General features: G+C 65.6%; 17 protein-coding genes. 10 read left to right on the plus strand and 7 right to left on the minus strand.

From position 1 onward, the window contains the following. Nucleotides 1–42: 42 nt before the first annotated feature. The gene (locus tag EC912_RS15260; RefSeq protein ID WP_132145576.1) at nucleotides 43–1,755 is read left to right on the plus strand and encodes a patatin-like phospholipase family protein; all 1,713 of its coding nucleotides are present in this window, start codon (nucleotides 43–45) and stop codon (nucleotides 1,753–1,755) included. A gap of 8 nt (nucleotides 1,756–1,763) precedes the next feature. Here the strand turns inward: EC912_RS15260 and EC912_RS15265 are convergent, their stop codons facing one another. The 4 genes from EC912_RS15265 to EC912_RS15280 form a co-directional block, all read right to left on the minus strand. After that, nucleotides 1,764–2,264 carry a gamma carbonic anhydrase family protein gene (locus EC912_RS15265; protein WP_428993107.1) on the minus strand — a complete coding sequence of 167 codons (501 nt, stop codon included), beginning with the start codon at nucleotides 2,262–2,264 and terminating at the stop codon, nucleotides 1,764–1,766. Between the two features lie 26 nt (nucleotides 2,265–2,290). Next, on the minus strand, nucleotides 2,291–2,590 hold the full coding sequence (locus tag EC912_RS15270) for a hypothetical protein (RefSeq protein WP_132145580.1): 300 nt from the start codon (nucleotides 2,588–2,590) through the stop codon (nucleotides 2,291–2,293). A gap of 94 nt (nucleotides 2,591–2,684) precedes the next feature. Further along, the gene (locus EC912_RS15275) at nucleotides 2,685–2,984 is read right to left on the minus strand and encodes a hypothetical protein (RefSeq protein ID WP_132145582.1); all 300 of its coding nucleotides are present in this window, start codon (nucleotides 2,982–2,984) and stop codon (nucleotides 2,685–2,687) included. A gap of 45 nt (nucleotides 2,985–3,029) precedes the next feature. Next, on the minus strand, nucleotides 3,030–3,968 hold the full coding sequence (locus EC912_RS15280; RefSeq protein WP_132145584.1) for an energy transducer TonB: 939 nt from the start codon (nucleotides 3,966–3,968) through the stop codon (nucleotides 3,030–3,032). A gap of 184 nt (nucleotides 3,969–4,152) precedes the next feature. Here EC912_RS15280 and EC912_RS15285 point away from each other — a divergent pair, with 184 nt between their 5' ends. After that, nucleotides 4,153–4,626 carry a DUF1203 domain-containing protein gene (locus EC912_RS15285; protein ID WP_132145586.1) on the plus strand — a complete coding sequence of 158 codons (474 nt, stop codon included), beginning with the start codon at nucleotides 4,153–4,155 and terminating at the stop codon, nucleotides 4,624–4,626. A gap of 3 nt (nucleotides 4,627–4,629) precedes the next feature. On the opposite strand, the gene EC912_RS15290 is transcribed toward EC912_RS15285, so the two are convergent. Together EC912_RS15290 and aroE are read right to left on the minus strand one after the other, a co-directional pair. Further along, entirely contained in the window at nucleotides 4,630–4,887 is a 258-nt protein-coding gene (locus EC912_RS15290; RefSeq protein WP_132145588.1) for a YkgJ family cysteine cluster protein, read from the minus strand. 3 nt (nucleotides 4,888–4,890) lie between these two features. After that, nucleotides 4,891–5,727, minus strand: coding sequence for a shikimate dehydrogenase (gene aroE / locus EC912_RS15295; RefSeq protein WP_132145590.1), 837 nt, complete (start codon nucleotides 5,725–5,727; stop codon nucleotides 4,891–4,893). A gap of 146 nt (nucleotides 5,728–5,873) precedes the next feature. Between aroE and EC912_RS15300 the strand changes: the two genes are divergently transcribed. Beyond that, entirely contained in the window at nucleotides 5,874–6,068 is a 195-nt protein-coding gene (locus EC912_RS15300) for a hypothetical protein (RefSeq protein ID WP_132145593.1), read from the plus strand. Nucleotides 6,069–6,245: 177 nt separating this feature from the next. Here the strand turns inward: EC912_RS15300 and EC912_RS15305 are convergent, their stop codons facing one another. After that, nucleotides 6,246–7,733, minus strand: coding sequence for a RimK family protein (locus EC912_RS15305; protein ID WP_132145595.1), 1,488 nt, complete (start codon nucleotides 7,731–7,733; stop codon nucleotides 6,246–6,248). Between the two features lie 232 nt (nucleotides 7,734–7,965). Here EC912_RS15305 and EC912_RS15310 point away from each other — a divergent pair, with 232 nt between their 5' ends. The 7 genes from EC912_RS15310 (at nucleotide 7,966) to hslV (ending at nucleotide 12,892) form a co-directional block, all read left to right on the plus strand. Beyond that, on the plus strand, nucleotides 7,966–8,439 hold the full coding sequence (locus EC912_RS15310; protein ID WP_132145597.1) for a GNAT family N-acetyltransferase: 474 nt from the start codon (nucleotides 7,966–7,968) through the stop codon (nucleotides 8,437–8,439). Nucleotides 8,440–8,475: 36 nt separating this feature from the next. Then, entirely contained in the window at nucleotides 8,476–8,676 is a 201-nt protein-coding gene (lptM, locus tag EC912_RS15315; protein WP_132145599.1) for an LPS translocon maturation chaperone LptM, read from the plus strand. A gap of 6 nt (nucleotides 8,677–8,682) precedes the next feature. Then, complete coding sequence (gene dapF / locus EC912_RS15320) at nucleotides 8,683–9,510, plus strand: diaminopimelate epimerase (protein WP_132145601.1); 828 nt, start codon at nucleotides 8,683–8,685, stop codon at nucleotides 9,508–9,510. A 66-nt stretch (nucleotides 9,511–9,576) separates the two neighbouring features. Then, nucleotides 9,577–10,263, plus strand: a complete 687-nt coding sequence (locus EC912_RS15325; RefSeq protein WP_132145603.1) for a DUF484 family protein — start codon at nucleotides 9,577–9,579, stop codon at nucleotides 10,261–10,263. Continuing rightward, nucleotides 10,260–11,153: a tyrosine recombinase XerC gene (locus tag EC912_RS15330; RefSeq protein WP_132145605.1), complete on the plus strand. Its 894-nt coding sequence runs from the start codon at nucleotides 10,260–10,262 to the stop codon at nucleotides 11,151–11,153. The genes EC912_RS15325 and EC912_RS15330 overlap by 4 nt, the downstream gene beginning before the upstream one ends. An 85-nt stretch (nucleotides 11,154–11,238) precedes the next feature. Then, nucleotides 11,239–12,267 carry a sulfite exporter TauE/SafE family protein gene (locus EC912_RS15335; RefSeq protein ID WP_132145607.1) on the plus strand — a complete coding sequence of 343 codons (1,029 nt, stop codon included), beginning with the start codon at nucleotides 11,239–11,241 and terminating at the stop codon, nucleotides 12,265–12,267. Between the two features lie 91 nt (nucleotides 12,268–12,358). After that, a complete protein-coding gene (gene hslV, locus EC912_RS15340; protein ID WP_132145609.1) occupies nucleotides 12,359–12,892 on the plus strand; it encodes an ATP-dependent protease subunit HslV in 534 nt (177 codons plus the stop codon). Nucleotides 12,893–12,924 lie beyond the last annotated feature (32 nt).

The following is a 12,924-nucleotide window of genomic DNA, read 5'->3' on the forward strand; positions in this document are numbered from 1 at the left end:
CCGCCCCGTATTTGTCATGTTGGTCTGCGAGCCTCGTCCCCCATGCTGCTGCCACACGATGTCGACGCCCTGATCGAACGCTCCGGTACGTTCGGCCACCTGGGCGCGGGCGCACGGTCGGCGCTGGCCCGGCGACTGATCTGGCTGTCGTTACCGGGCGGCGCCACGCTGTTCGTGCAGGGCGAGCCGTCGGACGGCATGTACCTGTTGCGCAGCGGAAGCCTGGCGTCGTTCGCGCCGGACGGTTCGACGGATCATCTGATCGTTGCCGGCGGCATCGTGGGCGACGTCGGCCAGATCACGGGCGACTGTCGTCGACGTACCGTTCGCGCGCTGCGCGATTCGGAACTGTTGTGGCTTCCGTCCGCGGCCTTCGCAGGCCTGGCTGCGGATCATGCGTCGGTGCTGCTGGCCACCGCGAGAACCGCCGTGCGCCGTCTGCGCGACTCGCTGGCGGATCAGCGTGCGGGTTCGCCCCGAACGTTCGCCGTGCTTGCCCACGACCCCGGCGTGCCCGCGCGCGCCTTCGCTACCCGGTTGGTCCAGGCGCTCGCCGAACATGGCCGGTCGGCTTTGATCGGTCCGGAGCACGGGCTAGGGCGCAGCGGTGCCTGGTTCGCGGAACGCGAAGCCGAACTGGACTACACGGTCTACCTCGACACGGAGGGGCAAGGCCTGTGGCGGAATCGATGCCGTCGCCAGGCCGATGCGCTTCTGCTGCCCGTTCTCGCCGCACAGCAGCCGGCGGCATGGCCCGAGGACTGGACCCGGATGGCTCCGGACCATCGGCCCCATCACCTGGTGCTGATTCATCCCGGCCACGACGTGGCGCACGGTGCGGCCGCCCGCTGGGCGGCGACGCTTGCCCCGGCGACGCGCCAGCACCACGTCCGCGCGGGCGCCGACATCGACCGTATCGCCAGACTGGTATCCGGCAATGGGCGCGGGCTGGTCCTTGCGGGCGGCGGCGCCCGCGGCATGGCGCACCTGGGTGCCCTGCGCGCGCTCGGCGAAGCGGGTCACACCTTCGACGCCGTGGGTGGAACCAGTATCGGGGCGATCATCGCCGCCGGCGTGGCCATGGGCTGGCCCGTCGAAAGAATGGCGGAAACCATGCGGGAGGCCTTTGTTTCGGGGCGCCCGCTGTCCGACTGGACGCTGCCGCTGGTCGCGCTTACCCGTGGTCATCGCGCCACGCGCATGCTGCGCCGGACATTCGGCGCGATCGACATCGAAGACTTGCCCATACCTTATTTCTGCGTATCCACCAGCCTTAGCGGCGAGGGTAAGTCGGTGCATCGCGAGGGGCCGCTGTGGCTATGGCTGCGTGCGACCAGCGCCATTCCCGGCGTGCTGCCCCCCGTCACGCACGGCGGAGGCGTGTTCGTCGACGGTGCGCTGGTCGACAATCTGCCGACCGACGTCATGCGCGACGACGGCATCGGTCACATCACGGCCGTGGATATCCGTGCGGGTACCTCGCTGACCGCAAGCATCGACGAGGCCATCAGTCCGAGTCCCTGGCATGTATGGTTCCAACGAAGACGGGGCATCGTGCGGCCGTCGCTGGTATCGACCCTGGTGCGCGCGGCCATGGTGAACGCGGAGGCGGCAAGCGCCGAACGCCGCGCCCTGGCCGACCTGCTGCTGTCGCCGCCGCTGGAGCATATCGGCATGCTGGACTGGGGAAACTGGCGGCGAGCGGTGGATGCGGGGTATGCGTATACCGCAGAAGCACTCAATCAGCCGTTGTAAGAGCGGCGTTACCGCAGATATTCGTCTTTCAGCTTCACGTAATTCGCCGCGGAATAATAAAGCTGCTCCACCTGCTTGTCGGTCAGCACACGCACCAGCCGCGCTGGATTACCCAACCACAACTCTCGCTCGCCCACGACTTTGCCGGGCGATACGACAGCACCCGCGCCAACGAAACCGTTCTTCTTCACGACGGCACCATCGAGCACCGTCGCATGCATGCCGATAAGACACCCATCCTCGATGGTGCACGCATGGATCACCGCACCGTGGCCAATCGTCACATCCTCGCCGATCAGCGTCGGAAAGCCGCCCGGCGAATAGGGACCGTCGTGGGTCACGTGGACGATGGCGCCATCCTGCAGATTGCTGCGCGCGCCGATGCGTATGTAGTGCACGTCGCCACGCGCCACGGCACCCGGCCAGATCGACACGTCGTCCCCCAGGACGACGTCGCCGATAAGCACGGCAGCGGGATCGACGTAGCAGCGCTCGCCAAGCTGCGGCATCACGCCTTTGAAAGGGCGAACGTGGCTCACATGAATTTCCCGCCGACGATGCGGCCATCGGCATCCAGCTGCGCGAAGTACCGGCTGTTGTCGTGACGCATCTCGCGCGTGGCCATCGTGCCGGGCGGCACCAGCGTCACGTCGGGATAGGTCGTCTTGAACTGCTCGACCGTCGGATGCGTCGCGATAAAGGCATCGAACGCCTTCATGTCGGTCACGACACCGGCGACCGGCTTCGGCTGCGCGGCGACATTGCCCGTGTGGCAACCGGTAAGGGAAGCGCCTGCGAGCGCGACGGCGAGGATAGCTGCTGACATACGAAACATAGGAAGACTCCTTTCATCGACGTAACCGAATTATGCAGCGAAGCACTTTTGTAGGAGCGCTCTCGAGCGCTCCTACAAGGGGCAGATGCCGGACTTACTGGAACGAACCACCCGTGATTTTGCCCTGCGCATCCAGCTTCGCCGAGTAGCGGCTGTTGTTCATGCGCATTTCCATCGTCGTGATCATGCCGGGCAGCACCAGCTGCACATCGGGATAGGTGGCGCGGAATTGATCGGGCGTCGGATGCGTGGCGATGAAACCGTCGAAGGCTTTCATGTCGGTGACGAAACCGGAAACCGGCTTGGGCTGCGCGGCGACGTTGCCGGTCTGGCAGCCGGAGATGGCCATGGCCGAACAGGCGACGGCGAAAGCGATTGCGGGCAGGTAACGCATGGGGCACGCCTTTCGTGGAATGTCCCGCCGATTATGGACTCGCAATTACAGCTGGAACTGAATCCGGCGTCGCTGCGTGCTGCGCACCGGCTGACCATCGCGGGTCGCAGGGGTGAATTCCCAGCGTTTCACGGCGCCCAGGGCCGCCAGATCGAACACATTGCGCGGATCGGCATCCGCGACAGCCGCCTGGCTTACCTTCCCGTCGGGCTCGATCGTGAAGCTGACCTCGACCCAGCCCTGCCGCTTCTGGCGGCGTGCATCGGCGGGATAGAACGGCGGGACCTCCCGGCGAAGCACCGGGGCGGTTTCGGTATGCGCGACGGGCACGGGCGCGGCTGCCTGCGGTTCGGCGACATGCGGCGGCGCCGCTGCGGGGACCGTCTTCGCGACGGCGTGTTGCACCGGCGGCGTGGGCATGGGTGCCTCCGGCATTCGCGCCACGCGGGCAGCCGAGGCATCGACATTGCGCATGGCCGCGGCTTTCGCTTCGTCTTCCGCCGTGACGACGCGCTGCTGCGCATCGAGCTTGGCGCCAAGGATCACGAGCGTGTAATTGGTCGGATCGAAGTCGCGAAGCAAGGCGATTTCACGACGCGCTTCGTCGAGTTCGCGCTGGTTGATCTGTCGCTCGACCTCGGTGGAAGCAAAAGGCAGCGTTTCGCGCAACGCATCCAGCGCCACGGGATTCTCCGGCTGCAACTGCACGACGCTGAGGTAGTACTCGTAAGCGTTATTGCCCTGCGGAGCGATCAGCCGGTTTTCCTTCATGGCGTCGCGCGCCAGACCGAGCAGGATGTCGACTTCGCTACCGCCTTCCGCCGGCGCGGCCGCGCTGGCGACCTCGCCCGGTCCGGTGGCCGTCTGGTTGGGGCTATCGTCGCGACCGCGCAAAACGAAGTACGCAGCCGCGCCCACGACGGCGATTACCGCCGTCGCGATAAGCGCGCGCCGCACGAGTGCAGCAGGAATAAGAGAGGACATGACAGGTGACGCCAGGGGGAACCCGCATCCAGAACGTCCCCCTGTCGGACGTCCCCGGCGGGCGCGTCACGGTAACGGGATTGTGTTGCAACGATGTGGCGAGCCTGCCCGGCGCAAGAACCGGATGTTCCGCCAAAAACGGACGCGCGATGCTGGACGCCACCTCCCAACACCGGCCACGTCGATGTCTTTCCTCATTTCCGGTCTCGACCCCACCCCCTTCCTGTCGCTATACGGCTTGTCCGACGACGAGCTGCGCGCGAAAGGCGTGCGCCGCTACGTCGCCGATGCGCCCACGGGATTTCCCGACCGCATCGAGCTACGCGATGTAGACCCCGGCGAAACCCTGCTGCTGCTCAACTACACGCATCAACCGGCCGATACGCCCTACCGTGCCAGCCACGCCATCTTCGTACGAGAAGGCGCGACCGAGGCATATCGCTGCGAAGATGTCGTACCGGCGGTCCTGAAACGTCGCCTGATCTCGCTCCGGGCATTCGACGCCAACCACGATATGGTCGCTGCCGACGTGGTCGATGGAGAGAAGCTCGGGGAAGCTATCGAAGCGTTCTTCAAGCAACCGGATGTCGACTACATGCACGCGCATTACGCAAAGCGCGGTTGTTACGCCGCGCGCGTGGATCGGTCGCACGGATAACGGCTAGACGGTCGCCGCTTCAAGATGCGCGAGGTAGTTCATCGCCGAAACCGTATCGACGCCGCACATGTCCGGCTGCGGCATCAGGCTGGAACACACGGCCGGCCTTTCCGGCCGGCCGAAGATCGCGCAGCGGTTGTCGTCGGTGAGCTGGATGCAGCGGACGCCGGCGGGTTTGCCGTTGGGCATGCCCGGGATGGCCGAGCTGATCGACGGGGCGATGCAGCAGGCACCGCAACCGGCGCGGCAGATCAGGCTCATCGCTTAGCCGTAGCGCTCGCGCAGCACGGCGTAAACCGGATCGGTGTCGGGGCGTCGGCCATGCCAGCGTTCGAAGGCGTCCGCCGCCGTTTCGATCAGCATGCCCAGACCGTCGTGGATGTATTTCGCATGGGCGGCTTTTGCCCAGCCGACGAAACCGGACGCTGCCGCGCCGTAGCAAAGGTCGTAGCAGAGGGCGCGGTTGCCGACGAGGTGGGTCGGCAGGTCGAGCCCGCCACCGACTACGCCGGCCGAGGTGGCGTTGACGATGAGGTCGAAGCTGCCGAGGTTCGCCAGGTCTTCCCAATAGCGGGTATGCGCGCGTTCCGGTTCGCCGATGGCGTCGGCGAGTTCGTCGGCTTTTTCGGGCGAACGGTTGACGATGGTGAGCGTGTCGACGCCGGCATCCATCAGTGCCCACGCCACGCCGCGTGCCGCGCCGCCGGCACCGAGAAGGAGGGCGTTGTGGCCACGCAGGTCGAGGGAATGACGTTCGGTGATGTCGCGGACCATGCCGTCGCCGTCGGTGTTATGTGCCTCGATGCGGCCTCCAACCAGCGGCGTCAGAACGTTGGCCGTGCCACAACGCCCGGCCATGGCGGTGTGTTCGTCGGCCAGCAGGCACGCGGCGCCCTTGTGCGGCAGAGTGACGTTCGCGCCAAGTCCGCCTTCGGCGAAAAAGCGGCGTACGGCCTCGGGGAATTGCTCTGGCGTCGCATCGATGGCTTCGTAGCTCAGGCGAATGCCGCACTGCGCGGCGAACGCCCGATGAATTTCGGGGGACAGCGTGTGCGCGATCGGATGACCGAACACGGCAAAACGGTGCGCGACTGCGCTCATGCTTCTCTCCTGGGACGGAACACCGGCGAAGAGCCAGCTAGCGCCATTGTAACGGGCCGCACCGGTCCGGGAGCAGTCCGGCCCGGGGTCGCGATCCGTGAGACGGGCGCTGCCTAATCTCGGGTCCAGACCTGGGAGGAACCGCCATGATCGACCGTCACGAATCGCTCTCGCCCCGCCGTGTCCGCGCACTGATTGCCCTGGGCTGGCTCGCCGCCGGCACGACGCTGCTGGCGCTGACCCCGTTGCCGATGCATAGCGAAAGCCTGGGCTGGACACCCGCGTTCTGGCTGGTGCTGGCGCCGGCGAGCCTGCTGGTGGCGCTGCGCCGCCGGGGTTGAGTCTCCGCGACACGCTGTTGTAGGAGCGCTCCTGAGCGCGATAGCCCACGGAGCGTAGAAACGGACGCTCACATTCGCCAGCCCCGATCCGCGGGCTGGCGTTGCAACGCATGGCCTCTTCGCTCCGTCGGCTATCGCGCTCAGGAGCGCTCCTACAGAGGGATCGTGGATCTTGCGTTAGCGGGGGAGGCCCAGCCGCTTCAGTTCCAGCCGGCGCATGAACTCCTGCATGATCCGGATGTAGAGATCCTCGCCCAGGTACGCATCCTCGACGCCCGCGTCGATGGACGGGTTGTCGTTGACCTCGATGACCACGGCGCGATCGCCGACCTGCTTCAGGTCGACGCCGTAGATACCGTCGCCGATGGTCTGCGTGGCCTTCAGCGCCAGCTTCACGATTTCGCTGGGCGCTTCGCGCACGGGTACGGTCTTGAAGCCGCCGGATTTGGCGGTGCCTTTGGCGCCGTGGTTATAAATCTGCCAGTGGCCGCGCGACATGTAGTACTGACACGCGTAAAGCGGCTCGTGGTTGAGCACGCCGATGCGCCAGTCGAAGTCCGTAGGAACATATTCCTGCGCAATCACCAGCGCGCTGTGGCTGAAGAGTTCGGCTGCGCCTTTCTCCAGCGCTTCCTGGGTTTCGACCTTGACCACGCCTCGCGAGAACGAGCCGTCGGGAATCTTCAGCACGATCGGCAGGCCCAGTCGCTCGGGCAGGTCGCGCACGCGTTTCGGATCGTCGCGGTAGAGGATCTCCGTCAGCGGCGTGGCAAGCTTGCGCGCCACCATCAGGTCGTTGAGGAAGATTTTGTTCGTGCAGCGCAGGATCGACGTCGGATCGTCCATGACGACCATGCCTTCCTTCTCGGCCCGATGCGCGAAGCGATAGGTATGGTTGTTGCTGGCCGTGGTTTCGCGAATGAACAGACCGTCGTACTCGGCCAGGCGCTGGTAATCGTTCTTGCCGATCGGGTCGACTTCGATACCCAGGTGCTTGCCCGCTTCGATGAACTGCTTCAGTGCCTTGCGGTTCGACGGTGGCATCGACTCATTGGGATCGACGAGCATGGCAATGTCGTAACGGAAGCGCTTGCGCGCGCGCGGCTTGCGCCAGAGCTTCTTGGAGAATTTGTCGAGCGCCTGGGCGAACGCGTCTTCCTGCGCGTCGTCCAACGTGTGCAGTCCGACCGGCTTGATGGCCGCGACCTGCCATACCCGATCGCGCTCGAACTCGATGCGCATCAACGGGCAGGGGAATGTTTCGAACACCTGCCTCGCAAGATCTTGCAGATCGGGATAAGCCGTTTCGCCGAAGTAGACAAGCACGCCGAAGTCGGTCGTGTCCCGCCCACCGGCGGGCAGGAAGTTGGCGAGCTTCTGGTTGAGGTCGTCGATATCCAGGCCGTAGAGGGAGCGGCGGCGCAGATCGTTGACCGAGCGCACGGACGGAATGACCCGATGGCCACGCGCTTCGGCCAGAAGGGACACGTAATAGCCCGTACCCAGGTATTTATAGCTGCGGCAGAGGTTGATGACGTGCGTGCGCTCGTCGTCGTCGCCACCTACCGGCTCTCGCAGGTAATCCATTGCGGTAACGACGTCGACGGAAGGGTAGTACGAGCCCCAGTCGGAGGCTTTTTCCACGACGATGACGAGCCGACTCATGTGACCTCGAGATGTGGGCGAAGCACGCGACAGGCCCCTCATGGGCCCACGGTTCACCACGTGCGCAGTGTGGGGTTGACCATGCAACGGTACAAGGCCGCGCGCTGAAGCTGGCGTAAACGTCCGGCGAAGAAAACGATTGATAGACACCCACGCGAGGACTAGAGTGCCGCGCGTGTCGCTATCCTCCCCCGGCTCGTCGCCGCCCTACACCGCGCCGGAGTCCATCCGCATGCGTCCCCCCCCGGTTACCGTTCCGGTGCGAGTCCGTCGCGCCGAAGTCAGCGATCTCGACGACCTCGTCGCCCTCGAGGAAAGCAGCTTTGCGCACGACCGGCTGAGTCGCGCGCAATACCGTCGACATCTGGATAGCGAATCGGCGCAGGTGCTGGTGGCAAGCGCCAATCATCGACGCTTCCTCGGTACCGCCGTGGTGTTCTTCCGCCGCGGCTCCAAGGTTGCCCGCCTTTATTCCCTGGCGACGAAACCCGAGGCACGGGGCAAGGGCGTGGGCTCGGCATTGATCGAAGCCGCCGAAATCGCTGCCCGCGCGCACCGTTGCCGGTCGCTCCGTCTGGAAGTGCGTACGGACAACGTCGCCGCCATTGGCATCTACGAACGCCTGGGCTACACCCGCATCGGGACCTACCCGAAGTACTACCAGGACGGGGCGGACGCGCTACGCTTCGAAAAGCTCTTCGCCTAGGCCATACTCGGGCGCGTATTTAAGAGGATCCGAGCCATGCGTCGAACGATTCCACTTCTGGTGCTCCTGCTCGCCTGCATGGCGCTGGCGGGCTGCGGCAACAAGGGTCCGCTGGTTCCCGCGCCGCCGAAGCCGAATGCGCCCGCCGTGAAGACGGTCGCGCCGACGTCCATGGCTGCGCCTGCGCCCAGCACGACCGCGCCGCTGACGCCGTTCAGTAACCACATGGTGCAGTAGGCCATCGTGAGCATGCGCTTTACCAAGATGCACGGCATTGGCAACGACTTCGTTGTCGTGGACTGGCGGGACGACGTCAAGTTGCCGCCCGCGGAACGCATTGCCGCGCTCGCCGACCGGCACACCGGTATCGGTTTCGATCAGCTGCTCAGCGTGGAACCGGCGCGCGATCCATCCTGCGACTGGTATTACGGCGTCTGGAATGCCGATGGTTCGCCGTCCGGGCAGTGCGGCAACGGCGTGCGCTGCGTGGCAGCATGGCTTTATCGCGAAGGCGTCATCGCCCGCGATACCGACGTGCGCCTGGAAAGCCCGTCGGGCCCGGTGACCGTCAGGGTGCTGGCGGCGGATCGCGTGACCGTCGATATGGGCGAGCCGGATTTCACACCGTCGCACCTCCCGTTCGATGCGCCGCAGGAAGCCAGCTCGTACATGCTCGATGTCGACGGAACGCCCGTCACGATCGGCGCCGTATCGATGGGCAATCCCCATGCCGTGCTGGAAGTGCCCGACCTCGGCGATCCGCATCTGGAAAACCTCGGTCCGGTCGTCACGGGCCATGCGCGCTTTGCCGATGGCGTAAACACCGGCTTCGCGCTGCGCGTGGACAGAAAGACGATCCGTCTGCGCGTGCACGAACGCGGCAGCGGCTGGACCCGCGCCTGCGGCACCGGCGCATGCGCGGCCGCCGCCGTCCTCCAGCGTCGCGGCCTCGTCGATGCCGTGGTGGACGTCTCCCTGCCGGGCGGCACCCTGACCATCGAATGGCACGGTCCCGGCCATACTCTGTGGATGACCGGCCCCGCTGCCTTCGTATTCGAAGGCGAGATCTGACGCGTCGCTGGCCCGCGACGCGTAAACGCAGCACACTCATCCCCAATGCCGCACCAGGACGTACCCATGACCGACACCGCGCTCGAAGGCGATCTGAAGCCAGCCACCGTGGCGTCGTACCTGCGTCGCCACCCCGAATTCCTTACCGACTACCCCGATCTGGCCACGCAGCTGGTTATGCCGCGGTCGAACGGCCCGGCGGCGTCGCTGTCGCTGTATCAGTTGCAGAACCTGCGGGAAAAGAACGCCGCGCTCGAAGCCCGGCTGGCCGAGCTGACGGACATCGCCGGCGACAACGAAAGCCTGATGCAGCGCGTGCACGCACTGATGCTGGCGCTGCTTCAGGCCGAGAGTGTCGAAGACACCGTACGCCGCGTCGTGACGCGGTTGGCTGACGATTTCCATTCCGAGCGCGTCCGCGTGCTGTTCTACGGCGACCTCAACGGTCTGCCCGACGAAAGCTGGCTGCTGCGCGAACCGCGCGGCGTGGCGGGGCTGCCCGAGTTCGAAAGCTTCCTCGCGCAGGGCGAATCGATGGCCGGCCGACTGGCGCAGCCCAAGCTCCAGCGCCTGTTCGGCGACGATGCCGGCGACGTGCGCTCCGCTGCGCTGATGCGTATCGGCGACGACGCGATGCTGGCCATCGGCAGCGCCGATCCGGACCGTTTTCAGCCGGGCATGGGCACGCTGTTCCTGAAAATGATCTCGACGACGGTCGGTTCGGCCATCGAGCGGGCGCGGAAAGTGGCGTGAGTCCGGCCGAGGCCGTCGACGCCTTCCTCCGGCATTACGCCGCGGAGCGGGCGCCGTCGGCGAACACGCTGGATGCCTACCGGCGCGACCTCGGCAAACTGCTTCGTTTCATGGAGGCCGAGGGCCTGTCCGACTTCGACAGTCTGGCGCCCGAACGGCTGCGCGGGATGATCGCCCGCGAACATCGCGGCGGCCTGGCGCCGAACAGCATCCAGCGACTTCTGTCCGCCTGCCGTACGCTGTTCCGCTATCTCACCCGCGAAGGCCACCTCGCGCACGATCCGGCCGCGGGCGTTCGGGGACCCAAAGTCCGCCGCAAGCTACCCCAGGTGCTGGATGCCGACGAAGCCAAGGAACTGGTGGAAACCGATGTCGGCGGATCGCTGGCGCCGCGCGACCGGGCGATGCTCGAACTCTTTTATTCCAGCGGCCTGCGCCTGTCCGAACTGATCGGCCTGCGCTGGGGCGACCTGGACCTGGACGACGGGCAGGTCAGGGTGCTGGGCAAGGGCAACAAGGCGCGCATCCTGCCGGTGGGCCGTTTCGCCATCGCAGCCTTGCGCGGACTGGCGGCGCTGGGCGGCATTGCGCCGGAAGCGCCCGTCTTCAAAGGACGTGGCGGCGCGCACATCAGCGCGCGGGCGGTGCAGCTACGCATGAAACACCTGGCGCTGGCCCAGGGTCTGGCCAAACGGATACATCCTCACTTGCTGCGGCATACCTTCGCCAGCCACATGCTGGAATCGTCGGGCGACCTGCGTGCGGTGCAGGAACTGCTCGGCCATGCGGATATCGCGACGACGCAGATTTATACCCATCTGGACTTCCAGCACCTGGCCCGCGTCTACGATTCTTCTCATCCCCGGGCGAAGAAGAAAACGGCCCGCTAGCCCCGGAAACGGCGCCACTGCGTACGTTGAGGTTTCAGTAAGGCAGCGCGCGCTAGGTTCGCGCGTTTCGCTTGCGGTAAGTCCGATGGTCTCGTCGTTGTTGCTGGTGTTTGCAGCCGCGGTAGCCGCGTTCGCGGTCAGCGCCATGAGCGGCGGCGGCGCCGGCCTGGTGCTTCTGCCCGTCCTGCGGATGGTGCTGCCCGCCGCGATGGTGCCGGCCGCGCTGTCGATCGGCAGCACGATCAGTTCCGCGTCGCGAATTACCCTGTTCTTCAAACACATCCGTTGGCGGGTCGTGCGCTGGTTCGTCCCTGCCGCGCTGCCGTTCGTCTGGCTGGGCGCGTGGTTGCTGACGTACATCGACCCGGTTTACCTCGAAGCCGTTCTGGGCCTGTTCCTCCTCGCGAACCTTCCCATGCTGTTCCGGCGACAGTCCGAACCGTCCGACGAACGGCCAGGCCCCGTCTGGGCGCTTTGCATCGTGGGCGCCGCGGCAGGCTTTATTTCGGGTCTGACCGGCGCCGTGGGCCTGATCTTCAATCGGTTCTATCTGCGCTATGGCCTGTCCAAGGACGAAATCGTCGCGACGCGCGCGGCCAACGAGATCATCCTGCACCTGATCAAGCTCGTGCTTTACGGGTTGTTCGGGCTGCTTACGGGCGATGTCCTCACCGTGGGCGCGATCGTCGGCGCCGCCGCATTGTCGGCGACGTGGCTGACCCGCCGGGTTTTGCCCTACCTGAGCGAAGCCATGTTCAAGCGCATCGGATACGCGGCCATGGTGCTTTCCGGCGCGATCATGTCGACCAACGCGGGCGGCGCGATCGCCACCCGCCACGGGATCGGCCTCCAGGCAACCGGTACGAAGAACGGTTTCCACGGGTATCTCGACTGGGCGGACAGCCGCGTGACCCTCGAATTCGCCTACGACGAGGGTTTCGAGATCGAAACCGTGATCGACTGGGACGACCTGCCCGACGACCGGAAAGCCGTGGCGGCCGGGCTGATCGAAGCGGCCGACCGGATCATGGTGGAGGAAGTCCGATCCATCGGCCGTCGCAGCTATGAGTTATACGTGTATCGCGGTGGGGTACTGAGCAAACACGAGCTTTGAGCGGGGCTGGGCAAGGCGCTCGCCGACTCTTGGTCTGTCTCGCCCCCACCCCCACATCTCTCGTCTCCCCACCCAACGGACCCCACCCGATATGGAATCGATGCACGCCACGACCATCGTCTGTGTCCGCCTGAACGGCAAGGTCGTTATCGGTAGCGATGGCCAGGTGACGCTCGGCAACACCGTGATGAAGGCCAATGCCCGCAAGGTACGCCGGCTCGGCAAGGGCGATGTCCTCGCCGGATTCGCCGGTGCGACCGCCGACGCCTTCACGCTGTTCGAGCTGTTCGACGAAAAACTGATCAAGCACAGCGGCAACCTCACCCGCGCCGCGGTCGAGATGGCCAAGGAATGGCGTACGGACCGTCGTCTGGGTCGCCTGGAAGCCATGCTGGCCGTTGCCGACAAGGAAGCGTCCCTGCTGATTTCCGGCAATGGCGATGTCCTCGAGCCCGAACATGGCCTGATCGCGATCGGCTCCGGCGGACCGTATGCCCAGTCGGCCGCGCTTGCGCTGATGGAAAACACCGACCTGGATGCGCGCACGATCGTCGAAAAAGCGCTCAAGATCGCCGGCGATATCTGCATTTACACCAATCACAACGTGTCGATCGAAGAGCTCTGAGCGCCACGCGCCGAGCTTCGATCGTCTCCCTA

Source organism: Luteibacter rhizovicinus, assembly GCF_004342265.1.
Lineage (GTDB): Bacteria > Pseudomonadota > Gammaproteobacteria > Xanthomonadales > Rhodanobacteraceae > Luteibacter > Luteibacter rhizovicinus_B.

Excerpts from the sequence above, each read along its gene's own strand:
- EC912_RS15265 (WP_428993107.1), bottom strand. The coding sequence starts at position 2,264 with ATGCCGCAGCTTGGCGAGCGCTGCTACGTCGATCCCGCTGCCGTGCTT.
- aroE (WP_132145590.1), bottom strand. The coding sequence starts at position 5,727 with ATGAGCGCAGTCGCGCACCGTTTTGCCGTGTTCGGTCATCCGATCGCG.
- EC912_RS15285 (WP_132145586.1), top strand. The coding sequence starts at position 4,153 with ATGTCTTTCCTCATTTCCGGTCTCGACCCCACCCCCTTCCTGTCGCTA.
- EC912_RS15270 (WP_132145580.1), bottom strand. The coding sequence starts at position 2,590 with ATGTTTCGTATGTCAGCAGCTATCCTCGCCGTCGCGCTCGCAGGCGCT.
- lptM (WP_132145599.1), top strand. The coding sequence starts at position 8,476 with ATGCGTCGAACGATTCCACTTCTGGTGCTCCTGCTCGCCTGCATGGCG.
- EC912_RS15310 (WP_132145597.1), top strand. The coding sequence starts at position 7,966 with ATGCGTCCCCCCCCGGTTACCGTTCCGGTGCGAGTCCGTCGCGCCGAA.
- EC912_RS15275 (WP_132145582.1), bottom strand. The coding sequence starts at position 2,984 with ATGCGTTACCTGCCCGCAATCGCTTTCGCCGTCGCCTGTTCGGCCATG.
- EC912_RS15260 (WP_132145576.1), top strand. The coding sequence starts at position 43 with ATGCTGCTGCCACACGATGTCGACGCCCTGATCGAACGCTCCGGTACG.
- EC912_RS15325 (WP_132145603.1), top strand. The coding sequence starts at position 9,577 with ATGACCGACACCGCGCTCGAAGGCGATCTGAAGCCAGCCACCGTGGCG.
- EC912_RS15300 (WP_132145593.1), top strand. The coding sequence starts at position 5,874 with ATGATCGACCGTCACGAATCGCTCTCGCCCCGCCGTGTCCGCGCACTG.
- EC912_RS15280 (WP_132145584.1), bottom strand. The coding sequence starts at position 3,968 with ATGTCCTCTCTTATTCCTGCTGCACTCGTGCGGCGCGCGCTTATCGCG.
- EC912_RS15305 (WP_132145595.1), bottom strand. The coding sequence starts at position 7,733 with ATGAGTCGGCTCGTCATCGTCGTGGAAAAAGCCTCCGACTGGGGCTCG.
- EC912_RS15335 (WP_132145607.1), top strand. The coding sequence starts at position 11,239 with ATGGTCTCGTCGTTGTTGCTGGTGTTTGCAGCCGCGGTAGCCGCGTTC.
- EC912_RS15290 (WP_132145588.1), bottom strand. The coding sequence starts at position 4,887 with ATGAGCCTGATCTGCCGCGCCGGTTGCGGTGCCTGCTGCATCGCCCCG.
- hslV (WP_132145609.1), top strand. The coding sequence starts at position 12,359 with ATGGAATCGATGCACGCCACGACCATCGTCTGTGTCCGCCTGAACGGC.